General features: G+C 71.5%; 18 protein-coding genes. 5 read left to right on the forward strand and 13 right to left on the reverse strand.

Features of this window, described 5'->3' with window-relative positions:
* Window positions 1-330: 330 nt before the first annotated feature.
* The 9 genes from ACFWPT_RS15825 to ACFWPT_RS15865 all read right to left on the reverse strand — a co-directional run bounded on the left by ACFWPT_RS15825 (window position 331) and on the right by ACFWPT_RS15865 (window position 10,866).
* Window positions 331-1,854, reverse strand: a complete 1,524-nt coding sequence (locus tag ACFWPT_RS15825) for a CoA-acylating methylmalonate-semialdehyde dehydrogenase (RefSeq protein WP_350882849.1) — start codon at window positions 1,852-1,854, stop codon at window positions 331-333.
* A 319-nt stretch (window positions 1,855-2,173) separates the two neighbouring features.
* A complete protein-coding gene (locus ACFWPT_RS15830; RefSeq protein WP_380482248.1) occupies window positions 2,174-2,974 on the reverse strand; it encodes a hypothetical protein in 801 nt (266 codons plus the stop codon).
* 71 nt (window positions 2,975-3,045) lie between these two features.
* Window positions 3,046-3,477 (reverse strand): hypothetical protein, encoded by a 432-nt coding sequence (locus ACFWPT_RS15835; protein ID WP_063347650.1) that lies wholly within the window; start codon window positions 3,475-3,477, stop codon window positions 3,046-3,048.
* 181 nt (window positions 3,478-3,658) lie between these two features.
* Window positions 3,659-5,053, reverse strand: a complete 1,395-nt coding sequence (locus tag ACFWPT_RS15840) for an NAD(P)/FAD-dependent oxidoreductase (RefSeq protein ID WP_380377494.1) — start codon at window positions 5,051-5,053, stop codon at window positions 3,659-3,661.
* Window positions 5,054-5,116: 63 nt separating this feature from the next.
* Complete coding sequence (locus ACFWPT_RS15845) at window positions 5,117-5,920, reverse strand: ABC transporter permease (protein WP_380377495.1); 804 nt, start codon at window positions 5,918-5,920, stop codon at window positions 5,117-5,119.
* Window positions 5,920-6,849, reverse strand: a complete 930-nt coding sequence (locus ACFWPT_RS15850) for an ABC transporter permease (RefSeq protein WP_380423402.1) — start codon at window positions 6,847-6,849, stop codon at window positions 5,920-5,922. The genes ACFWPT_RS15845 and ACFWPT_RS15850 overlap by 1 nt, the downstream gene beginning before the upstream one ends.
* On the reverse strand, window positions 6,846-7,988 hold the full coding sequence (locus ACFWPT_RS15855; protein WP_380340579.1) for an ABC transporter ATP-binding protein: 1,143 nt from the start codon (window positions 7,986-7,988) through the stop codon (window positions 6,846-6,848). The genes ACFWPT_RS15850 and ACFWPT_RS15855 overlap by 4 nt, the downstream gene beginning before the upstream one ends.
* 48 nt (window positions 7,989-8,036) lie before the next feature.
* Entirely contained in the window at window positions 8,037-9,287 is a 1,251-nt protein-coding gene (locus tag ACFWPT_RS15860; RefSeq protein WP_380377498.1) for a spermidine/putrescine ABC transporter substrate-binding protein, read from the reverse strand.
* Between the two features lie 67 nt (window positions 9,288-9,354).
* Window positions 9,355-10,866, reverse strand: coding sequence for a gamma-aminobutyraldehyde dehydrogenase (locus ACFWPT_RS15865; RefSeq protein WP_380482251.1), 1,512 nt, complete (start codon window positions 10,864-10,866; stop codon window positions 9,355-9,357).
* Window positions 10,867-11,222: 356 nt separating this feature from the next.
* Here ACFWPT_RS15865 and ACFWPT_RS15870 point away from each other — a divergent pair, with 356 nt between their 5' ends.
* Window positions 11,223-12,878, forward strand: a complete 1,656-nt coding sequence (locus ACFWPT_RS15870) for a PucR family transcriptional regulator (protein ID WP_063347657.1) — start codon at window positions 11,223-11,225, stop codon at window positions 12,876-12,878.
* Between the two features lie 39 nt (window positions 12,879-12,917).
* Here ACFWPT_RS15870 and ACFWPT_RS15875 read toward each other — a convergent pair whose 3' ends face one another.
* The 3 genes from ACFWPT_RS15875 to ACFWPT_RS15885 form a co-directional block, all read right to left on the reverse strand.
* Window positions 12,918-14,117: a spermidine/putrescine ABC transporter substrate-binding protein gene (locus ACFWPT_RS15875; RefSeq protein ID WP_380482253.1), complete on the reverse strand. Its 1,200-nt coding sequence runs from the start codon at window positions 14,115-14,117 to the stop codon at window positions 12,918-12,920.
* A 68-nt stretch (window positions 14,118-14,185) separates the two neighbouring features.
* Window positions 14,186-15,544: an aspartate aminotransferase family protein gene (locus ACFWPT_RS15880; RefSeq protein WP_063347659.1), complete on the reverse strand. Its 1,359-nt coding sequence runs from the start codon at window positions 15,542-15,544 to the stop codon at window positions 14,186-14,188.
* Window positions 15,545-15,765: 221 nt separating this feature from the next.
* Window positions 15,766-17,211: a gamma-aminobutyraldehyde dehydrogenase gene (locus tag ACFWPT_RS15885; protein WP_380482256.1), complete on the reverse strand. Its 1,446-nt coding sequence runs from the start codon at window positions 17,209-17,211 to the stop codon at window positions 15,766-15,768.
* A gap of 301 nt (window positions 17,212-17,512) precedes the next feature.
* On the opposite strand from ACFWPT_RS15885, the gene ACFWPT_RS15890 reads away from it, so the two are divergent.
* From ACFWPT_RS15890 to ACFWPT_RS15905, 4 genes are all read left to right on the forward strand, one after another.
* Window positions 17,513-17,986, forward strand: coding sequence for an Lrp/AsnC family transcriptional regulator (locus ACFWPT_RS15890; RefSeq protein ID WP_030243538.1), 474 nt, complete (start codon window positions 17,513-17,515; stop codon window positions 17,984-17,986).
* The gene (locus ACFWPT_RS15895; protein ID WP_063347661.1) at window positions 17,983-19,377 is read left to right on the forward strand and encodes an aspartate aminotransferase family protein; all 1,395 of its coding nucleotides are present in this window, start codon (window positions 17,983-17,985) and stop codon (window positions 19,375-19,377) included. Before ACFWPT_RS15890 ends, ACFWPT_RS15895 begins: the two co-directional genes overlap by 4 nt.
* A 213-nt stretch (window positions 19,378-19,590) precedes the next feature.
* Complete coding sequence (locus tag ACFWPT_RS15900) at window positions 19,591-20,346, forward strand: ABC transporter ATP-binding protein (RefSeq protein ID WP_380377509.1); 756 nt, start codon at window positions 19,591-19,593, stop codon at window positions 20,344-20,346.
* Window positions 20,347-20,373: 27 nt separating this feature from the next.
* On the forward strand, window positions 20,374-21,531 hold the full coding sequence (locus ACFWPT_RS15905; RefSeq protein WP_380377511.1) for a hypothetical protein: 1,158 nt from the start codon (window positions 20,374-20,376) through the stop codon (window positions 21,529-21,531).
* Between the two features lie 44 nt (window positions 21,532-21,575).
* Here the strand turns inward: ACFWPT_RS15905 and rlmN are convergent, their stop codons facing one another.
* Window positions 21,576-22,676 (reverse strand): 23S rRNA (adenine(2503)-C(2))-methyltransferase RlmN, encoded by a 1,101-nt coding sequence (gene rlmN, locus ACFWPT_RS15910; protein ID WP_063347664.1) that lies wholly within the window; start codon window positions 22,674-22,676, stop codon window positions 21,576-21,578.
* Window positions 22,677-22,701: the final 25 nt, after the last annotated feature.

A 22,701-nucleotide genomic window follows, 5' to 3' on the forward strand; every position in this document is an offset into this window, starting at 1 on the left:
CTGGTGTCTTCTGCGGCTTGACGCCCCGTCCGACGTTTCAAACTCTAGCCGATCCCTGCTCCGAAAAGCGAATCGGCCGCAATCCAATAAAACGAACACGCCGAATAAGAACCAAGCCGCGACAAGACGCGACCCAGCCCGAACCAGGAAATGGTGTTTCAAAAGGATTGGCTACCCCGGGACCGTCCGCGCGGAGATGCGTGTCCGGTGCTCCCAGCCAGGCAGCTCGAAGAACTCTACGCGTGATCGCGACCGGATGCAAACGGGGTGCAAAGGGCCGGCCGGACCCCGGGGAGAGGGGTCCGGCCGGCACGACCGCGGGGCGGGGGATCAGCTGTTGGTGGGGAAACCGAGGTTGATGCCGCCGTGCGAGGGGTCCAGCCAGCGCTGGGTCACGGCCTTGCCGCGGGTGAAGAACTGCACGCCGTCCGGACCGTACGCGTGGGCGTCGCCGAACAGGGAGGCCTTCCAGCCCCCGAAGGAGTAGTAGGCGACCGGGACCGGGATCGGCACGTTGATGCCGACCATGCCGACCTCCACCTCGAACTGGAAGCGCCGGGCCGCGCCGCCGTCGTTGGTGAAGAGGGCGGTGCCGTTGCCGTACGGGTTGGCGTTGATCAGCGCCAGGCCCTCGTCGTAGGAGGCGACGCGCACGACGGAGAGGATCGGGCCGAAGATCTCGTCGTTGTAGACGGACATGCCCGGCTTCACGTGGTCGAACAGGGTGGGGCCGAGCCAGAAGCCGTCCGAGGTCGGGGCGCCGTTCTCGTCCTCGGCGGTGACCGGGTGCTTGCGGCCGTCCACGGCGAGCTCGGCGCCGTCGGCGACACCGGACTCGACGTAGGAGGTGACCTTGTCGCGGTGCTGGCCGGTGACCAGCGGGCCCATCTCGGAGTCGCCGTTGCAGCCGGGGCCGACCTTCAGGGTGGCGATCCGCTGCTTGATCTTGTCGACCAGCTCGTCGCCGATCGGGTCGACCGCGACCAGGACGGACACGGCCATGCAGCGCTCGCCGGCCGCGCCGAAGCCCGCGTTGACGGCGGCGTCGGCGGCCAGGTCGAGGTCGGCGTCGGGCAGGACCAGCATGTGGTTCTTGGCGCCGCCCAGGGCCTGCACGCGCTTGCCGTAGCGCGTACCGGTCTCGTAGACGTAGCGGGCGATCGGGGTGGAGCCGACGAAGCTGACGGACTTGACGTCCGGGTGCTCCAGCAGGCGGTCCACGGCGGCCTTGTCGCCGTGCACGACGTTGAAGACGCCGTCCGGCAGGCCTGCCTCCTTCCACAATCCGGCGAGGAAGTTGGCGGCGGACGGGTCCTTCTCCGAGGGCTTCAGGACGACGGTGTTGCCGGCCGCGATGGCGAGCGGGAAGAACCACATCGGCACCATGGCCGGGAAGTTGAACGGCGAGATGATCGCGACCGGGCCGAGCGGCTGGCGGATCGAGTAGACGTCGACGCCGGTGGAGGCCTGCTCGGTGAAGCCGCCCTTGACGAGCTGCGGGATGCCGCAGGCGTACTCGACGACCTCCAGGCCGCGGGCGATCTCGCCGAGCGCATCGGAGTGGACCTTGCCGTGCTCGGACACGATGATCGCGGCCAGCTCGTCGCGGCGGGCGTTCAGCAGCTCGCGGAAGGCGAACAGCACGGTGGTGCGCTTGGCGACCGAGGCGGTGCGCCACTCGGCGAAGGCCGAGGCGGCGGCGGCCACGGCCTGGTCGACCTCGGCGATCCCGGCGAAGTCGACCTGGCCGGCGACCTGGCCGGTGGCCGGGTCGAAGATGTCACCGCGGCGGGGCGCCGCGCCGGCGGTGGCGACGGGCTCGCCGCCGATCCAGTGAGTGATGTGCTTGCTCAAGTCCGTCTGCCTCCGAAGTCCCGGGCGGCGTCCTGCCGCCGGTCCTGTCTGGCGCCGCCCGCGAGTGGGCCGGGCGACGGGATTCACGGGGCTACCGCGTTCGTCTCCAGTCTGGTGCCCGCCGCGCCAGGCCTCAACGAACAGGCTGACGGGGATCGCGGATTCAGCCTTACAGGTCGTCCGGTTGCTCGGCCGAATGCGTGAGGGGGCACGAACGAACGTGTGAAGCCGGACCCGCAAAGACGACCCCGCAAGACGAAGGCGCCAGGACGAACGCGCCAGGAGGAACGCGCGAGGACGAAGCGCCGCCACCCCGCGTTCAGGACTCCTCGTCCTCCAGGTACGGGTCGTGCAGACCGTCGGCCGCCTCCTGGGTCTCCAGCAGGTCCAGCCGCAGGTCCTGGGCCCAGGCGAGCGCCCACCGCTTCAGCCCGCCGACCGCGCGTGCCGCGACACCCCGGGCCCGGAACCGGCCGTCCGCCGCCTCGGCCAGCGTCTCCAGCCGGTCGGCGAGCGCCGCGGGCTGGAAGTCCGCGTCCAATTCGCCTGCCAGCGCGATGAGTTCGCCCTCCCGGTAGCAGTCGGTGAGGGCGTGCACGTCGACCAGGTCCCGCGGCATGCCACGGTCCACCAGCAGCGCGGTCGTGAGCGCGGCGGCGTCCTCCAGGGCGACGACCGGCAGCACAACTGGCAGGACGACCGGCAGGACCGCCGGCAGCGCCACCGCCGGCTCGCCGGGCGGGGGCGCGGCGAGGTCGAAGCGCACCGGCCGGTGGGCCAGCGGCTCCTTCCGCAGCTCCACCGAGTGCGACCGCCCGCCGAGCGCGAGCCGGACGGTGAGCTGCTCCAGCCGCGGCGTGCCCGGGCGTTCGGCGACCCCGCCGCCGGCCGCGCGGTAGGCCTCGCCCAGCGCGGCGGCCACCTCCGGCAGGTCGGCCCCGCCGGTCACCAGGGTGAGTCCGTCCTGCGGGCAGGCCGCGACGCCGTGGGCGCGCAGAGCGTGCCCACCGGCCAGGGCGAGCCCGTACCGGTCGCAGACGGGGGCCGCCAGTGCGGCGAGGCGCAGCTGGGTGTGGCCCGGTCGAAGGGGCGCGTCGACGGCGTCCGGGGCGGTGGTCACGTTTCCAGTCTGACGCGACCGCCCGCCCCGCGCGCCACCGCTGCCCTGGGGCCGGAGTCCGGACCGGGGGATCACCAGCCGCTGAGCCCGGCCGCGGCCTCGTGCAGGGCGAGCTCCAGCAGCACCGGGTCGTTGAGCCGTCCGGAGCCGTCGGGCGGGACGAGCCAGCGCACCCCGCGGCTGCGGCGCTCGGGGTGCGGGACGACGATCCAGGTACCCTCCCCCGCGCTGCGCACGCCCGTACCGATCCAGCGGGCGGCGGTGCCGACGGGGACCAGGAAGCTGACGTGTTCGTCCCCGAAGTCGGTGAGGACGGGGCCGCAGGAGCCGGGGTCCAGGATCTCCAGGGCCGGGCGCCCGAGCCGTCCGGGGACGGAGAGGACGTCCCAGCGGCGGCCGGCCGGTAGCAGCATCAGCCCCAGCCCGGTGCGCTCCCATTGCTCCCGGAAGGCCTCCGGGTCCGCTGCCACCTGGGCGAGCCAGTGCAGTCCGGTGCTCTCCATGTCTGTCCCCGCTTCTTGCCGCTGGTTCCGGTCGGATCGTCCTGGTCGGGACGCGGCGGGGAGACCGAGACCCGCCGTCACCAAGGAGAGGCGGACGGCGGGTCTCTCTTACACGGATAACGCGGATAGCACGGATAACACGGATAGCAGGGATGGCGAGGTCAGCTCACGGACAGCGAGGTCAACTGTCGAAGCCGAGCCCCATGCGGTCGAGCGTGCGCAGCCAGAGGTTGCGGTGGCCGCCGTTGCGGTCCGCGCGCTCCAGCGAGCGGGTGGTGATCTCGATCCCGGCCCAGCGCACCGGCTCGGGCGGGAACGGCAGCGGCTTGCTGCGCACCATGTCCAGCGAGGTGCGCTCGGTGCGCTCGCCGGACAGCAGGTCGAGCATCACCTCGGCGCCGAAGCGCGTCGCGCCGACGCCGAGCCCGGTGTACCCGGCCGCGTACGCGACCTTGCCCCGGTAGGCGGTGTCGAAGAACGCCGAGAACCGGCTGCAGGTGTCGATGGCGCCGCCCCAGGCGTGGGTGAACCGCAGGCCCTCCAGCTGCGGGAAGCAGCGGAAGAAGTGGTTCGCCAGCGTGCGGAAGGTCTCCGGCCGCTGGTCGTACTCGTGCCGGACGCGGCCGCCGTAGTGGTAGACGGCGTCGTAGCCGCCCCACAGGATCCGGTTGTCGGCGGAGAGCCGGAAGTAGTGGAACTTGTTGGCGCTGTCGCCGAGTCCCTGCCGGCCGCGCCAGCCGATCGCGGCGAGCTGCTCGTCGCTGAGCGGCTCGGTCATCAGCGCGTAGTCGTACACCGGCACGATGTACGGCCGGACCCTCTTGACCAGCGACGGGAACACGTTGGTGCCGAGTGCGACGCGCCGGGCGAAGACCCGTCCGTACGGGGTGCGGACGGCCATGCCGCTGCCGTACTCCCGCAGGTCGGTGGCCCGGGTGTGCTCGAAGATCCGCACGCCCTGGCCGAGGCAGGCGTCCCGCAGGCCCCAGGCGAGCTTGGCGGGGTGGACCATCGCCACGCCCTCCTTGTCCCAGAGGCCGCCGAGGAAGGTCGGCGAGTCGACCTCGGCGCGCAGCTCGTCGGCGTCCAGGACGGTGATGTCGAAGCCGTACCGGGCGACGGCCTCGGCGATCTCGTGGAGTTCCTCGACCTGGTGCGGCTGGGTGGCGACGTCGATCTCGCCGGTGCGCTCCCACTCGGCGTCGATGCCGTAGCGCTTGAGGGTGGCCTCGATGCCGTCCAGGTTGGCGGCACCGAGGCGTTCCAGCTGGGCGAGTTCTGCGGGCCAGCGTTGCAGGCCGTTGCCGAAGCCGTGGGTGAGGCTGGCAGCGCAGAATCCGCCGTTGCGCCCGGACGCGGCCCACCCGACCTCGTTGCCCTCGACCAGCACGACGTCCAGCGAGGGGTCGCGTTCCTTGGCGATGAGGGCGGTCCAGAGGCCGGAGTAGCCGCCGCCGACGACCAGCAGGTCGCAGGTGGTGTCGCCGACCAGGGCGGGCAGCGCCGCCGGCCGCCCCGGATCCTCCAGCCAGAAGGGGGTGGGCCTGGCGTCACTGAGTGCGCGGGCGGAGTCCATGCATTATCAGCCACTTTCTGTACTTAGGCGATGGTTTGTTCGGCCACCACACCCGACCGTACGTCAGGCGGTGGCCTTCCGGCGGTTGCCCAGCCACTGGCCGGCGACGGTCAGCGCGACGGCGGCGATGAACATCGCGGTGCCGATGACGTTGACCTGTACCGGGATGCCGCGCTGCGACGCGCCCCAGACGAACATCGGGAAGGTGACCGTGGTCGGGCCCGAGTTGAACTGGGTGATGATGAAGTCGTCGAAGGAGAGCGCGAAGCTGAGCAGCGCTCCCGCCGCGATGCCGGGGGCGGCCAACGGCAGGGTGACCCGCAGGAAGGTCTGGATGGGGGTCGCGTAGAGGTCCTGGGCGGCCTGTTCGAGCCTCGGGTCCATGCTCATCACGCGGGCCTTGACGGCCGTCACCACGAAGCTGAGGCAGAACATGATGTGCGCGATGAGGATGGTGGTGAAGCCGAACGGGATGCGCATGTTGAGGAACAGCGTCCCGAGCGAGGCGGCCATGACCACCTCGGGCATGGCCATCGGCAGGAAGATCATCGCGGTGGTGGCCGAGCGGCCGCGGAAGCGGTAGCGGGCCAGTGCGAAGGCGACCATGGTGCCGAGCACGGTGGCGCCGATGGTGGCGAGCACCGCGATCTGCAGGCTGAGCGAGAGCGACTGGCACATGTCGGCCACGCCGCAGGGGTTGGTCCAGGCGTCGGTGGAGAACTCGTTCCACTCGTAGTTGAACTTGCCGACCGGTTTGTTGAACGAGAAGGCGAGCACGACCAGGTTGGGCAGCACCAGGTAGGCGAGGGCCAGCACGCCGGCCAGCACCACCAGGTGGGCGCGTATCCACTTGGTAATCCGGGACATCAGACCAGTTCCTCCGTCCCGGCCTTGCGCATGTAGACCGTCACCATGCCCAGGATCAGGGCCATCAGGATGAAGCTCAGTGCGGCAGCCGTGGGGTAGTCGAGCACGTTCAGGAACTGCTTCTGGATGCCGTTGCCGACCATCTGCTCGCTCGGCGAGCCCAGCAGCTGGGCGTTGATGTAGTCGCCGGAGGCCGGGATGAAGGTGAGCAGGGTGCCGGCGACCACGCCGGGCAGCGAGATCGGGAAGGTGACCTTGCGGAAGGTGGTGAACGGCCGGGCGTACAGGTCGCCGGCCGCCTCGTGCAGGCGGGGGTCGATCCGCTCCAGCGAGGTGTACAGCGGCAGGATCATGAACGGCAGGAAGTTGTAGGTGAGACCGCAGACCACGGCGAGCGGCGTGGCGAGCACCCGGTCGCCGGAGGTGAGGCCGAGCGCGTTGGTGACGTCCAGGACGTGCAGGGTGTTGAGCACCCCGACCACCGGCCCGCCGTCGGACAGGATGGTCTTCCAGGCCAGCGTGCGGATCAGGAAGCTGGTGAAGAACGGCGCGATGACCAGGATCAGGATGACGTTGCGCCAGCGCTTGCTCGCCTTGAAGGCGATCGTGTACGCGAGCGGGTAGCCGACGGCCAGGCAGAGCACGGTGGCGATGCCGGCGTAGGAGAACGAGCGGACGAAGTGCCACTTGTACTCGACCAGGGCGTCCCAGTAGGTCGCGAGGTGCCAGGTGACCTTGAAGCCCGCTTCGAGCGAGCCGGTCTGCAGCGAGGTGGACGCCTGGTAGACCATCGGGACGGCGAAGAAGACGACGAGCCAGGCGATGCCGGGCAGCAGCAACCAGTACGCGGTGAGCTTGCGCTTCGGCTTCCGCGCCGGTTCCGTGAGCGGTATGACCTGTGACGGAGCGGCCGGGGTGGTGGTGGTCATGCGGCCTCCTCCGCGGTGCCCGCGTCGATCGCCTGCGCGGCGTCCAGGGCGAAGGAGTGCGCCGGGTTCCAGTGCAGCAGGACGGGCGCGCCGGGGACGATCCGGGCGTCGCGCTCCATGTTCTGCTCGAAGACGGTGACCTCCTGGCCGCCGTCGGTGCGCACCACGTACTGGGTGGAGACGCCGATGAAGCTGGAGTCGAGGACGGTGCCGGCCAGCCGGTTGCGGCCGTCGGCGACCTCGGCGGAGGCGTGCGCGATGGTGATCTTCTCCGGGCGCACGCCCAGGTGGACCTGCCTGGCCTCGGTGGCGCAGCGCGCCTTGGGCACGGCGAGGCGGACGCCGGCCGCGGTGAGCAGCAGGTCGCCGCCGTCGGTGCCGGTGACCTCGGCGGGCAGCAGGTTGGACTGGCCGAGGAAGTTGGCCACGAAGGTGGTGGCGGGGTTCTCGTACAGCTCGGCGGGGGCGCCCAGTTGCTCGACCCGGCCGCCGTTCATCACCGCGATGGTGTCGGCCATCGTCATGGCCTCCTCCTGGTCGTGGGTGACGTGCACGAAGGTGATGCCGACCTCGGTCTGGATCCGCTTGAGCTCCAGCTGCATCTGGCGGCGGAGCTTGAGGTCGAGTGCGCCGAGCGGCTCGTCGAGGAGCAGCACCTGCGGGTGGTTGATCAGGGCGCGGGCGACGGCGACGCGCTGCTGCTGGCCGCCGGAGAGCTGGTGCGGCTTGCGCCGGGCGTACTGGCCGAGTTCGACCAGCTCCAGCATCTCCTCGACCTGCTTCTTGACGTCCTTGCGGCCGCGGCGGCGCAGGCCGAAGGCGACGTTCTCGAAGATGTCGAGGTGCGGGAAGAGCGCGTAGCTCTGGAAGACGGTGTTCACCGGCCGCTTGTACGGGGGCAGGGCGGTGACGTCCTGGCCGCCGATCAGGACGGTGCCGCTGGTGGGCTCCTCCAGGCCGGCGATCATGCGCAGGGTGGTGGTCTTGCCGCAGCCGGAGGCGCCGAGCAGGGCGAAGAAGGAGCCCTGCGGGACGGTGAGGTCGAGCGGGTGGACGGCGGTGAAGGCGCCGTAGGTCTTGCCGATGCCGGTGAGGCGGACGTCGCCGCCGGCGGCCGCGTCGCGCTGCTGGTCTGTCATGGGTGTCTTCCTGGGTTCTCTGCCGGGAGTGGGCCGCGCGTGGGGGGGTCAGGCGCCGATGAGCTTGGAGAACTTCTGCTCGAAGTCGCTCTCCTCGGTCTCGGTGAGGGTGCGGAACACGTGCGACTTGGCCGCCATCTCGGGGGTGGGTACGACCAGCGGGTTGGCCGCGCTGTCCGGGGCGAGGGCGGCGAGTTCGTCCTTCATCCCGGTGACGGCGGAGACGAAGCCGATGCCCGCGACCAGCTGCGCCGCGATCTTCGGCTGATAGTAGAAGTCGATCAGCTTTTCCGCGTTCGCCTTGTGCTGCGCCCGGGCCGGGATCAGCATGTTGTCCGTCGAGGAGACGTAGCCCTTCTCCGGGATGACGAACTCGATGTCCGGGTTGTCGGCGCGCAGTTGGATCAGGTCACCGCCCCAGGCGACGCAGGCCGCGATGTCACCGGAGGACAGCTCCTGGCCGTAGTCGTTGCCGGTGAAGCGGCGGATCTGCTTGCTGTCGACGCCCTTCTGCAGCCGGGCGACGGCGGCGTCGTAGTCGTCGGCGGTGAACTTCGCCGGGTCCTTGCCCAGGTCCAGCAGGGTGATCCCGATGCTGTCGCGCATCTCGGAGAGGAAGGTGACCCGGCCCTTGAGGTCGGGGTCGTCCAGCAGTTGGGAGACGCTGGTGACCTCCTTCCCCTTGGTCGCCTTCTTGTTGTAGGCGATGACGACCTGGATGCCGGCCCACGGGTAGGAGTACAGCCGGCCCGGGTCCCAGTCGGGGGCGCGGAAGCGGGAGTCGATGGTGGTGATCGCGGTGGTGACGTTCGCCGGGTTGAGCTTCTGCGCCCAGCCGAGCCGGATCATCCGGGCGGCCATCCAGTCGGTGAGGACCATCAGGTCGCGGCCGGTGTCCTGGCCGGCCGCGAGCTGCGGCTTGACCTTGCCGAAGAACTCGACGTTGTCGTTGACGTCCTCGTTGTACCTGACCTTGACGCCGGTGGCCGCGGTGAAGGCGTCCAGGGTGCCGTGCTTCTCCTTGTCCTTCTCGTCGGTGTCGATGTACAGCGGCCAGTTGGAGAAGTTGACCACCTTCTCGGTGTCCGAGAGGTCCTTGGCGGCGTTGGCGGTCGAGTCGCCGCCGACGGTCCTGGCCGCCGGGATCCCGCAGGCGGCCAGCGTGCCCGCACCGGCGGTCAGCGCGGCGGCCCGCAGCAGGGTGCGGCGGCCGATCGCGGCCCGGCCGCTGGTCTGGCTGCGTTCCCAGGCCTTGCGGACCGGTTCGGGCAGACCGTCGGTGAACTCGTTGAACGCCATGGAACGGGCCTCCTGGGGGTAAGAGGTCGAATCGGGGCGCCCTGGGGGCGGCGCCCCTGGGCAGGGGTTATCTGTCTCCGAAGACGGTGCGGTGCCAGTCCTTGCGGGCCACCGCGGTGGTGTCGAACATGACGTGCTTGACCTGGGTGTACTCGTCCAGCGAGTACTGGGACATGTCCTTGCCGTAGCCGGACGCCTTGTAGCCGCCGTGCGGCATCTCGCTGATGATCGGGATGTGGTCGTTGACCCAGACGCACCCGGCCGCGATCTCCCGGGTGGCGCGCAGCGAGCGGTGCACGTTGCCCGTCCAGGCGGAGGCGGCCAGGCCGTAGGGGGTGTCGTTGGCCAGCCGCAGGCCCTCGTCGTCGGTGTCGAAGGGCAGCACGACGAGCACCGGGCCGAAGATCTCGCCCTGGACCACCTCGCTGTCCTGGGCGGCGCCGGTGATCAGGGTGGGCGCGTAGTACGCGCCGCGGGTGAGGTCGGTGCCGTCGTGGCCCTGCTCCGGCGCGCGGCCGCCGGTGACCACGGTGGCGTAGGAGCGGGCGCGTTCGACGAAGCCGGCCACCCGGTCCCGGTGGGTGTACGAGACCAGCGGGCCGAGGTCGGTGTGCGGGTTGAGCGGGTCGCCGATCCGGATCGCGGCGTACAGCTCGGCCACGCCGGCCACGAACGCGTCGTACAGCGGGCGCTGGACGTACGCGCGGGTGGCGGCGGTGCAGTCCTGGCCGCCGTTGATCAGCGAGGCGGCGACCGCGCCGTGCACGGCGGCGTCGAGGTCGGCGTCGTCGAAGACCACGAACGGGGCCTTGCCGCCGAGCTCCAGGTGGGTGCGCTTGACGCTCGCGGTGGCGAGTTCGGCGACCCTGCGGCCGACCGGGGTGGAGCCGGTGAAGGACACCATGGCGACGTCCGGGTGCGCGACCAGGTGCTCGCCGGCGGTGCGTCCGGCGCCGGTGACCACGTTGACCACGCCGTCGGGGATGCCCGCCTCGGTGCAGGCCCGGGCGAACATCAGCGAGGTGAGCGGGGTCAGCTCGGACGGCTTGAGCACGATGGTGTTGCCCGCCGCGATCGCCGGCAGGACCTTCCAGGCGGCCATCTGCAGCGGGTAGTTCCACGGCGAGATCGAGCCGACCACGCCGATCGCCTCGCGGCGCACGTAGGAGGTGTGGTCGCCGGAGTACTCGCCGGCCGCCTTGCCCTCCAGGTTGCGGGCGGCGCCGGCGAAGAACGCCACGTTGTCGATGGTGCCGGGGACGTCGAACTCGGTGGCCAGCTTGACCGGCTTGCCGGTCTGCGCGGTCTCCACCCGGGCGAGGTCTGCGCTCGCCGAGGTCAGGACGGCGGCCAGTGCGGTCAGCGCCTCGGAGCGGGCGCCGGGGGTGGCGCGGGACCAGCCGGGCAGGGCCGCCTTCGCGGCGGCCACGGCCGCGTCGACCTCGCCGGTGGTGGCCAGGGCGACCTGCTCGACCACGCTGCCGTCCGCGGGGTTGACGACCTGGAAGGGCTCGCCGCTCCCCCGGGTCCGACGGCCCGCGATGTACTGCGCGCCCGCGCCGAAGTCGGTCAGGTCCATCTGGTTCCTCCAAGTGCCGGTGGGTCGACTGCCACGGCGATTCTCACGGTTGTGCGGTGGGGGAATCCGACCGGCTGATCACCGGGGTTGCGCGATCCTGGCAGTCCGGCGGACTCCGGACAAGGGATTCCGCTGTTGCATTCCGGCAACGCGATGGATTCCGGCGTGAGGTCTGTTTTTCGCCACAGCCGACCCGCTGACCATGCCCGTTGCCGCCCCGGCGTGACAAGGGTCACTCCGACAACCTCGGCGGGTAGGGCCTTACAGGGTGCAAGGGTTCACCGAGGGCGACAGGTCGTCGCCGCGATGGATGATTTACCTGACACTCTGGTCCCTCAAGGCCCTGGAGGCCCGCGATGCTCCCCACCGTCGCCCGCGTGCTCGACCTGGAGGTGATGCGGCGCGGCCTGCCCCAGGTCGTCGCCGGCGCCGACCACCTGGAGCGGCCGGTCCGCTGGGTCCACGTGAGCGAACTGCCCGACGTCGCCGGGATGCTCCAGGGCGGCGAACTGGTGCTCACCACCGGCATCGCGCTGCCCGACGACCGCGAGGGCCTGGCCCGCTACGTCCGCGAGCTGGACGAGGTGGGGGTCGCCGGACTGGTCGTCGAGTACGGCCGGCGCTACTTCGACTCGCTGCCCCGCGCCCTGGTGCACGCCGCCGAACAACGCGGCCTGCCGCTGATCACGCTCCGCCGCGAGCTGCGCTTCGTCGCCGTCACCGAGGCCGTGCACGCGCTGGTGGTCAACGCCCAGCTGGAGCAGCTGCGCGTCTCCGAGGCCGTCCACCAGGTGTTCAACGAGCTGGTGGTGGAGGGCGCCGAGCCGCCCGAGGTGATCCGCCAGGTGGCCCGGATGGCGGGCGCGCCGGTCGTCCTGGAGAACCTCGCGCACCAGGTGCTCGCCCACGACACCGCCGGCCGCCCGGAGGTCGAACTGCTGGAGGACTGGGAGCGCCGCTCCCGCGGGGTCCGCCCGCCCGGCCGCACCGGGCACGACCCGCGCAGCGGCTGGCTGGTGACCACGGTCGGCGCCCGCGGCCAGGACTGGGGCCGACTCGTGCTGGTGCAGGATCCGGGCCCGCTGCCCGAGAACGAGGCCCACCCGCACACCATGCTGCTGGAACGCGGCGCCTCCGCCCTGGCGCTCAACCGGCTGGTGGTGCGCGACCGGGAGAGCCTGGAGCGGCAGACCCACCGCACCCTGCTGTCCGGCATCCTCACCCACGCGCTGACCGTCTCCGAGGTGGCCCTGCGCGCCCAGGCGCTCGGCGTCCCGCTGGAGGGCCGCCGGCTGGTCGGAGTGGTGCTGCGGCAGCGGCGCGGCCCGATCCCGGCCGCCCTGGAGGCGCAGGCCCGGCTGCGCGACTTCACCGAGCTCGCCGCGGGAGCCGTCCGGGCCTGCCGACTCTCCGCCCTGGTCGGCGCGCTGGACGACGAGGGCGTCGGCGTGCTGATCACGCTCGGCACCCAGCAGGACGAGCACGCCGCCCTGGACGCCTTCTCGGCCACGCTGCGCCGGATGTCGGCCGAGGCCGGCCGGGACGACGCCGCCGCCGCACCCGCCCCGGTGGTCGCGGTCGGCTCCTCGGTCGGCTCCGTCCGGGACGCCCGGCGCACCCTGCTGGAGGCCACCCAGGTCGCCGACGCGGCCCTGCACGACGCGCCCGGCGGCCGGGCCGCCTCGTACTACCGGCTGCCGGACGTCCGGCTGCGCGGCCTGCTCCACCTGCTGCGCGACGACGCCCGGCTGCAGACCTACGTGGAGCGGGAGCTGGGCCCGCTGCTGGCCCACGACGCCGAGCACAACGGCCAGTTGGTGCAGATGCTGCGGATCTACCTGGAGCAGGGCCGGAACAAGTCGGCGGCGGCCGACGCCGCGCACCTGTCCCGGCCGTCCTTCTACGACCGCCTGCACAAGGTCGAGCGGATCCTCGGCGTCGACCTCGACCAGGTGGAGTCCTGCCTCTCCCTGCACGTGGCGCTGCTCGCCCTGGACGCCGTCCGCCGCTGACCGCTGACCGCTGACCGCTGACCGCTGACCGCCGGTGGCCTACACGCCGGTGATGCGCCCCCAGACCTTGTGCAGTTCGGGCCGCTCCGCCGAGGTGACGTCGCGCATGGTGTGCAGCCGGGCGCGCATCTCGTCGGTCGGGAAGAGCAGCGGGTTCTCCGCCAGTTCGGCCTTGTCCTTGTCGCCGCTGGCCGCCAGCACCTCGCGGGCGGCCGGCACCGGGCAGATGTACTGGACGAACGCGGCGAGTTCGGCGGCGACCTCGGGCTGGTAGTAGTGGTCGATCAGCAGCTCGGCGTTGCGCTTGTGCCGGGCCCGGTTGGGGATCATCAGGCTCTCCGCCCACAGCTCGCCGCCCTCCTGCGGCACCACGAACTCGATGTCCGGGTTCTGGGCGGTCAGTTGGACGGCGTCGCCGGAGTAGGCCTGGCAGGCGACGGCGGCACCGGAGGCGAGGTCGCTGGTGTAGTCGTTGCCGGTGAAGCGGCGGATGTGGCCGGTGTCGACCATCTTCTGCACGGTGTCCATCGCCCGGTGCGCGTCGTCCTCGCCGAACCGGGAGACGTCCGCACCCTGGGCGAGCATCAGCAGCCCGAGCGCCTCGTCCAGCCCGGCGAACAGGGTGACCCGGCCCTTGAGATCGGGCGCCCAGAGGTCCGCGGTCGACTTCAGTTCCCGACCGAGCGCCTTGCGGTTGTACGCGATGCCGGTGATCCCGGACTGCCAGGGCACGCTGCGCCGGCGCCCGGGGTCGAAGGCCGGGTCGGCGAGCTGCGGGTCCAGGTTGGCGGTGACGTTGGGCAGGCTGGCCCGGTCCATGGCCTGCACCCAGCCGAGCGAGACGTACCGACCGGCCATCCAGTCGCTGACCACCATGAGGTCCCGGCCGGGGTCGGCGCCCTGGGTGAGCACCGGGCTGATCTTGCCGAAGAACTCGTCGTTGTCGTTGATGTCCTCGGTGTAGGTGACCGCGATGCCGGTCCGCTCGGTGAAGGCGTCCAGGGTCGGCCGGTGGCCCTGGTCGTCGGTGTCGATGTACTGGGTCCAGTTGGAGAAGGCGAGCCGCTGCTCGCGGTCCGAGCGGTCCTGGACCGAGCGGCGGTCCTCGGCGACGTACGCGGACGGGATGCCGCAGCCGGTCAGCGTGCCGGCGCCGAGCAGCGCGGCCCCGCCGAGCACCGAACGCCGGCGGATCGTACGGGAGTTGTGGGGGCGGGTCGGGGTGGTGCTGCTGGGCATGGGGAAGGCCTCCGGAGCGTGGGACGGCCCCGGGCGTGCGCGACACCCGGGGCCGTCCGGTCGGTACGTCAGACGGTGTGCGCGTCGGCGAGCGACAGCACCTCGTCGAGCACCGCGAGACCGGTCTTGGCCTCCTCCTCGGTGACGGTGCACGGCGGGACGACGTGGAGGCGGTTCATGTTGACGAACGGCCAGAGCCCGCGCTGCTTGCAGGCAGCGGCCAGCTCGGCCATCGGCGCGTTGGCGGGGCCGGCCGCGTTGTACGGGACCAGCGGCTCGCGGGTCCCGCGGTCCTTCACCAGGTCGAGCGCCCAGAACACGCCGAGGCCGCGGACCTCGCCGATCGAGGGGTGCCGCTCGGCCAGCTCCCGCAGGCCGGGGCCGAGCACGGTCTCGCCGATGTGCTTGGCGTTCTCGACGATGCCCTCCTCCGCCATGGCGGTGATGGTGGCGACGGCCGAGGCGCAGGCCAGCGGGTGGCCGGAGTAGGTGAGCCCGCCCGGGAACGCCCGCTCGGCGAAGGTGGCGGCGATCTCGGCGCTGATCGCCACGCCGCCCAGCGGGACGTAGCCCGAGTTGACGCCCTTGGCGAAGGTCAGCAGGTCCGGGGTGACGCCCCAGTGGTCGGCGGCGAACCACTCGCCGGTGCGGCCGAAGCCGGCCATCACCTCGTCGAGGATGAACACGATGCCGAAGCGGTCGCAGATCTCCCGCACCCCGGCCAGGTAGCCCGCCGGCGGGATCAGGATGCCCGCGGTGCCGACCACGGTCTCCAGGATGATCGCCGCGATCGTCCCGGGGCCCTCGAAGGCGATCACCTGCTCCAGGTGCTCCAGCGCGCGCTCGCACTCCTGCGCCTCGTTCTCGGCGTGGAAGTTGGAGCGGTAGGCGTACGGGCCCCAGAAGTGCACCACGCCGGAGACGCCGGTCTCGTTGGCCCAGCGCCGCGGGTCGCCGGTGAGGGCGATCGCGTTGGCGGTGGCGCCGTGGTACGAGCGGTAGGCGGACATGACCTTCTGCCGGCCGGTGTGCAGCCGGGCCAGCCGGACGGCGTTCTCGACCGCCTCGGCGCCGCCGTTGGTGAAGAAGATCTTGTCGAGGTCACCGGGGGTGCGCTCGGCGATCAGCCGGGCGGCCTCGCTACGCGCCTCGACCGCGAAGCCGGGGGCGATGGTGCAGAGCTTCGCCGCCTGCTCCTGGATCGCGGCGACCACCTTCGGGTGCTGGTGACCGATGTTGGTGTTGACCAGCTGCGAGGAGAAGTCGAGGTAGCGGTTGCCGTCGTAGTCCCAGAAGTACGAGCCCTCGGCGCCGGCCACCGCGAGGGGGTCGATCAGCGCCTGGGCGGACCACGAGTGGAAGACGTGCGCGCGGTCGGCGGCCTTGACCGCCTGGCCGGCGGCTGAGTCAGCGGTGGGGATGCTCATGCCGGTAAGGCTAGGGAGTCGCGGCCCCGAAGTGCAGTTTCATCTTGTCAGCCGGTCACGCGAACGGCCGACAGGATGCAAAGACACCGGGCCCGGGTCGAAAGGACCCGGGCCCATTGTCCGTTCACACGATGGACGTGCGATCAGATCGCGGCCATACAGCGCCCGACCGCCACGACCCGCTAGATCGCGGTCATACAGCGCCCGACCGTCACGACCCGCTAGATCGCGGTCATGACGTGCTTCACCCGGGTGTAGTCCTCGAAGCCGTACGCGGAGAGGTCCTTGCCGTAGCCGGACTTCTTGAAGCCGCCGTGCGGCATCTCGGCGACCAGCGGGATGTGGGTGTTGATCCAGACGCAGCCGAAGTCCAGCCGGCGCGACATCCGCATGGCGCGGGCGTGGTCCTTGGTCCACACCGAGGAGGCCAGCGCGAAGTCGACGCCGTTGGCGTAGTCGACGGCCTGGTCCTCGTCGGTGAACTTCTGCACGGTGATGACCGGGCCGAAGACCTCGTTCTGGATGATCTCGTCGTCCTGCCGCAGGCCGGAGACGACGGTCGGGGCGTAGAAGTAGCCCTTCTCGCCGACCTGGTGGCCACCGGCCTCGATCTTGGCGTGGGTGGGCAGCCGCTCGATGAAGCCGGCCACCTGCTTCAGCTGGTTGGCGTTGTTCAGCGGGCCGTACAGCACGTCCTCGTCGTCCACGCCGCCGGTCTTGGTCTCGGCCGCGGCCTTGGCCAGCGCCTCGACGAAGGCGTCGTGGATCGACTCGTGCACCAGCACGCGGGTGGCGGCGGTGCAGTCCTGGCCGGCGTTGAAGTAGCCCGCGACCGAGATGCCCTCGACGGCCTCGGCGATGTCGGCGTCCTCGAAGACCACGACCGGGGCCTTGCCGCCCAGCTCCAGGTGGACGCGCTTGACGTCCTTGGAGGCGGACTCGGCGACCTGGATGCCGGCCCGGACCGAACCGGTGATGGAGGCCATCGCCGGGGTCTTGTGCTCGACCATCAGCCGGCCGGACTCGCGGTCGCCGCAGATCACGTTGAAGACGCCGGCCGGCAGCTCCAGGTCCTTCAGCACGCCGCCGATGATCTCGGCGAGCAGGACGGTGGAGGCCGGGGTGGTGTCCGAGGGCTTCAGGACGACGGTGTTGCCCGCGGCGATGGCCGGGGCGAACTTCCAGACGGCCATCATCATCGGGTAGTTCCACGGCGCGACCTGGGCACAGACGCCGACCGGCTCGCGGCGGACGATCGAGGTCATCCCGTCCATGTACTCCCCGGCGGCCTTGCCCTCCAGCATGCGGGCGGCGCCGGCGAAGAAGCGGATCTGGTCCACCATCGGACCGATCTCCTCCGAGAGGGTCAGCCCGCGCGGCTTGCCCGTGTTGCGGACCTCCGCGTCGACGAGCTCGTCGGCCCGGGCCTCGACCGCGTCGGCGATCTTGAGCAGCAGCTTCTGGCGGGCGCTCGGGGTCGCGTCGCGCCAGACCGGGAAGGCGGCGGCGGCCGAGGCCATCGCGGCGTCCACATCGGAGGCGCCGGACAGCGGGGACGTCGCGTAGGCCTCACCGGTGGTGGGGTCGACGATGTCGAGCGTGCGGCCGTCCGCCGCGTCGACGAACTCACCGTTGATGTAGTTGCGCAGCGTGCGAAGGTCGCTCACGGGGTCTCTCCTCGGTCTGGGCCTGCGGCGTTGCAGTTTCCGGCGCCATGGTACGTCGGCGGGTCCGGCGCACGAAGGGTGTCGGGTGGCCGGGCCCTGGACGGCGCGGTCCACTGGTTTGGGGGAACGCGCGCTGCGCTGCGGGGCTGCGCGCGTACCGTGCCAGGGTAGCCGCATGACTGCCGGTATCGACAGGTGCGGTGCGCGTAGGCGATGAAATCCGTACGCGGATTCCAAGATCGCGACGAAATCAGCAGATTCCTCGCTTGCGAACAGGGGAACGATCAGGCACAGTGGCGGCGTGGCCAACCGCGACCGGAACGCGAGCGTTCCCCTCGATGCCGCCTCCAAGGCGATCATCGAGCAGCTCCAGGAGGACGGACGCCGCCCGTACGCCGCCATCGGCAAGGCCGTCGGCCTGTCCGAGGCGGCCGTGCGCCAGCGCGTCCAGAAGCTGCTCGACCAGGGCGTGATGCAGATCGTCGCCGTCACGGACCCGCTCACCGTCGGCTTCACCCGCCAGGCGATGGTCGGCATCCGGGTCGAGGGCGACATCGAGCCCGTCGCCGACGCGCTGGCCGCCCTCGACGAGGTCGACTACGTCGTCTGCACCGCAGGCTCGTTCGACCTCCTGGCCGAACTGGTCTGCGAGGACGACGAGCACCTGCTCGAACTGATCAACAAGCGCATCCGCGCGCTTCCCGGCGTGCGGAGCACCGAGAGCTTCGTCTACCTGAAGCTCCGGAAACAGACCTACACCTGGGGCACCCGATGACAGCCGACCCGGCGCAGAAGGACCTTTCCAAGACCGCCTACGACCACCTGTGGATGCACTTCACCCGCATGTCGTCGTACGAGAACTCCCCCGTGCCGACGATCGTCAAGGGCGAAGGCACCTACGTCTGGGACGACAAGGGACGCAAGTACCTCGACGGCCTCGCCGGCCTGTTCGTCGTCCAGGCCGGCCACGGCCGCGAGGAGCTGGCCGAGGCCGCCGCCAAGCAGGCCAAGGAGCTCGCCTTCTTCCCGGTGTGGAGCTACGCCCACCCGAAGGCCGTCGAGCTGGCCGAGCGCCTGGCCAACTACGCCCCGGGCGACCTGAACAAGGTCTTCTTCTCCACCGGTGGCGGCGAGGCCGTCGAGACCGCCTGGAAGCTCGCCAAGCAGTACTTCAAGCTGACCGGCAAGCCGACCAAGTACAAGGTCATCTCGCGCGCCGTCGCCTACCACGGCACCCCGCAGGGCGCCCTGTCGATCACCGGCCTGCCGGGCCTGAAGGCCCCGTTCGAGCCGCTGGTGCCGGGCACCCACAAGGCCCCGAACACCAACATCTACCGCGCCCCCGCCTTCCTCGAAGGCCCGGACGGCACGGTCGACCCCGAGGCCTACGGCCGCTGGTGCGCCGACGAGATCGAGGTGGCCATCCTCAACGAGGGCGCCGAGACCGTCGCCGCCGTCTTCGTCGAGCCGGTGCAGAACGCCGGTGGCTGCTTCCCGCCGCCGCCCGGGTACTTCCAGCGCCTGCGCGAGATCTGCGACCGCCACGACGTGCTGCTGGTCTCGGACGAGGTCATCTGCGCATTCGGCCGCCTGGGCACCATGTTCGGCGCCGACAAGTTCGGCTACCAGCCCGACATGATCACCTGCGCCAAGGGCATGACCTCGGGCTACTCCCCGATCGGCGCCACGATCATCTCGGACCGCCTCGCCGAGCCGTTCTACAAGGGCGACAACACCTTCCTGCACGGCTACACCTTCGGCGGCCACCCGGTCTCCTCCGCGGTGGCGCTGGCCAACCTCGACATCTTCGAGCGCGAGGGCCTGAACCAGCACGTCCTCGACAACGAGGCCGCGTTCCTGGGCACCCTGAACAAGCTGCGCGACCTGCCGATCGTCGGCGACGTCCGCGGCAACGGGTACTTCTACGGCATCGAGCTCGTGAAGGACAAGGTCACCAAGGAGTCGTTCAACGACGACGAGGTCGAGCGCGTCCTCTACGGCTTCCTGTCGAAGGCCCTCTTCGACAACGGCCTGTACTGCCGCGCCGACGACCGTGGCGACCCGGTCATCCAGCTGGCCCCGCCGCTGATCTCCAACCAGTCGACCTTCGACGAGATCGAGCAGATCCTGCGGACCAGCCTCACCGACGCGTGGGCGAAGATCTGACCCCCTGATCCTCCTTCCCCACCCTCCGCCGAAGGGCGGTCCCACTCCCCCCGGGACCGCCCTTCGGCGTTTTTCCGGCGCTGCCGGCCGATCAAACATGCCTGATTGCGGGTGATTTGCCCGCGATGGACCAGAGCGCCGCAACCGCACCAGGCCCCAGTCGTTCTAATCTGACGACTGTCATATCCCTGCGGCCACCCAGGATGGAACCTCATGTCAGCGGCACCGCCTGACAACGACGTGCTGTGGGCCCGGGGGATCGTCAAGTCCCATCACGGCACCCCCGCCCTGCGGGGCATCTCGATCGGCGTCCGCGAGGGCGAAGTGCTCGCCGTCACCGGCCCGCGCGGCTCCGGCAAGAGCACCCTCCTCGGCTGCCTCTCCGCCCTCCTCACCGTCGACGAGGGCGAGGTCTGGTTCAACAGCGCGCCCGTCCACACCCTCGGCCGGGCCGGGCGCGAACGGCTGCGCCGCGACCGCTTCGGCTTCGTCGGCTCCGAACCCCACCTGGTGCCCGAACTGACCGCCCGGGAGAACGTCGCCCTGCCGCTGCTGCTCGCCGGCGCCGGCAACAAGGCCGCCTACACCGCCGCCGACGAATGGCTGGAACGCCTCGACGTCGGCGAGGTCGCCCGGCAGCGCCCCGACCGGCTGCTCCAGAGCCAGCGCCAGCGGATCGCCGTCGCCCGCGCCCTCGCCCCGCTGCCGCCCGTCGTCTTCGCCGACGACCCCACCGCCCCGCTCCACCGCGAGGCCGCCGACCAGGTCCTGCGGATACTGACCAGCGCGGCCCGGTCGCACCAGCTCACCCTCGTCCTGGCCACTCACGACCCCGAGCTCGTCCGGTTCGCGGACCGCGCCGTCGCCCTCGTCGACGGACGGCTCACCGCCCCCGCCGCCCCCGTCCCGCGCGGGCACGCCGTCCCGGGCGCGGCCGGCGCGTCCGCCGTCTCGGGCACCCGCCGCTGACGACGCCGAGCCGCTGAAAGAGTCGACGTGTTCTATCTCCGTCTGGCCCGGGGCTACCGGGTGCCCGACCTCGGCCGCTGGCTGCTCACCGTGCTGGCCGCCGCCGTGGTCTCCGCCTTCCTGCTGCGCTCCCTCGGCCGGGCGATGAGCGACCCGCTCGGCGGCGAGGACGCGCTGGTGCGACTGCTCTGGTGCCTGCCCCCGCTCGCCGCCGTCGCCTGGTTCGCGGCCGTCACCGCCCGCGCCGTACCCGCCCAGCGGCCCGAACGGATCACCGGCCTGCGCGCCGCCGGAGCCGGCTCCGGCCGGATCCGCACCCTGATCGCCGGTGAGGTCGTGCTCGCCTGCACCCTCGGCAGCGTGCTCACCCTGCTGGTCTTCCTGGTCCTGCGCAACGACATCGCCGGGCCCGCGCTCGCCCCCGACCTCGGCATGGGCGTACCGCTGCCGGCCGTCGCGCCGGTCGCCCTGCTCGCCCTGGTCCCGCTCACCGCCGGGATCGCCGCCGCCTGCGCCGTCCCGCCCACCGAGTACCTGCCCGGCGGCCGCACCCGCACCCGCGGCGGCACCGGCTTCGGCGCCCTGCGGGTCGCCCTGCCCGTCGGGCTCGCCGTGATCGGCCTCGCCCTCGAACTCATCGCCCTGCGGCCCGGCGCCGCCGCCGACGGCCGGCCGATCCACCTGCCCGCCGGGCTCGGCAGCACCAGCACCGCCGCACTCGGCGGCTGGGCCGCCAGCGCGGTCGGACTCGCCCTGCTCACCGGCCCGTTGCTGTCCTGGACCGGGCGGCTGCTCGCGCTCGGCCGGCCCACCCCGCTGCGGCTGCTGGCCGGCCGCGGACTCACCGCCCAGGCCCGCCGCCTCGGCCCGCCGCTGGCCGTGCTCACCCTCGCCCTCGCGCTGGTGCTCACCACCATCCGCTACTGGATCGGCACGCCCGACAGCGCCGACGCGCTGCCCGCCGTCGAGGCCTGCCTGGTGCTCGGCTGCGCGGCCGCCGCCGTGGTCACCCGGCTGGCCGAGGTCCGCACCGACCGCCGGGACGTCACCGACGTGCTGCTGCGCCTCGGCACCTCGCCCCGGCTGCTGTTCGGCGCGGTCGCGCTGCGCACCCTGGCGGTGGGCACCACGCTGCTGGTGACCGGCGGGGCGACCGCCGCACTGGCGGCCGCCGGCCTGCGCTGACCTGCGGCTGGCGCCGACCTCCCGGTTTGCCTTGACCCGCCGGCTCAGCCCGCCGCGGCGAGCTGACCGCAGGCGCCGTCGATCTCCTGGCCCCGAGTGTCGCGGACGGTCGTCGGCACCCCGTGCGACTGGAGCCGACGGACGAACTCGCGCTCGTCCTCGGGCCGGGAGGCGGTCCACTTGGAGCCCGGCGTCGGGTTCAGCGGGATCAGGTTGACGTGCACCCGGTGGTTCTTGATCAGCCGGCCGAGCAGGTCCGCCCGCCACGCCTGGTCGTTGATGTCCTTGATCAGCGCGTACTCGATGGAGATCCGCCGGCCGGACTTCTCCGCGTAGTTCCACGCGGCGTCCAGCACCTCGGCGACCTTCCAGCGGGTGTTCACCGGCACCAGCTCGTCGCGCAGCTCGTCGTCCGGGGCGTGCAGCGACAGCGCCAGGCGGCAGCTGAGGCCCTCGTCGGCCAGCCGGTTCATCGCCGGGACCAGGCCGACGGTCGACACCGTGACACCGCGCTGGGACAGGCCGAAACCGTCCGGTGCCGGGTCGGTCAGCCGGCGGATCGCGGCCAGCACCCGGTTGTAGTTGGCCAGCGGCTCGCCCATGCCCATGAAGACCACGTTCGACAGCCGCGCCTCGCCGCCGGGGATCTCGCCGGCCTTGAGCGCGCGCATCCCGGCGGCGATCTGCTCGACGATCTCGGCGGTGGACAGGTTGCGGGTCAGCCCGGCCTGGCCGGTCGCGCAGAAGGGGCAGTTCATGCCGCAGCCCGCCTGCGAGCTGATGCACATGGTGACCCGATCCGGGTAGCGCATCAGCACCGACTCGACGAGCGTGCCGTCGAAGAGCTTCCAGAGCGTCTTGCGGGTGGTGTCGTCGTCGCAGGACACGTGCCGCACGACCGACATCAGCTCCGGCAGCAGGCTCCCGGTGAGCTTCTCCCGGCTGGCGGCGGGGATGTCCGTCCAGCCCTCCGGGTCGTTCGACATCCGGCCGAAGTAGTGGTTGGAGAGCTGCTTGGCGCGGAACGGCTGCTCGCCCAGCTCGGCGACGGCCTCCTTGCGCTCGGCGGGGCTCAGGTCGGCGAGGTGTCGCGGGGGCTTGGCGCCGCGCGGCGCGACAAAGGTGAGTTCTCCGGGCTTAGGCATGGTTCATCCAGTGTCGCAGACGCCG

This window comes from Kitasatospora sp. NPDC058478 (assembly GCF_042720345.1).
Lineage (GTDB): Bacteria > Actinomycetota > Actinomycetes > Streptomycetales > Streptomycetaceae > Kitasatospora.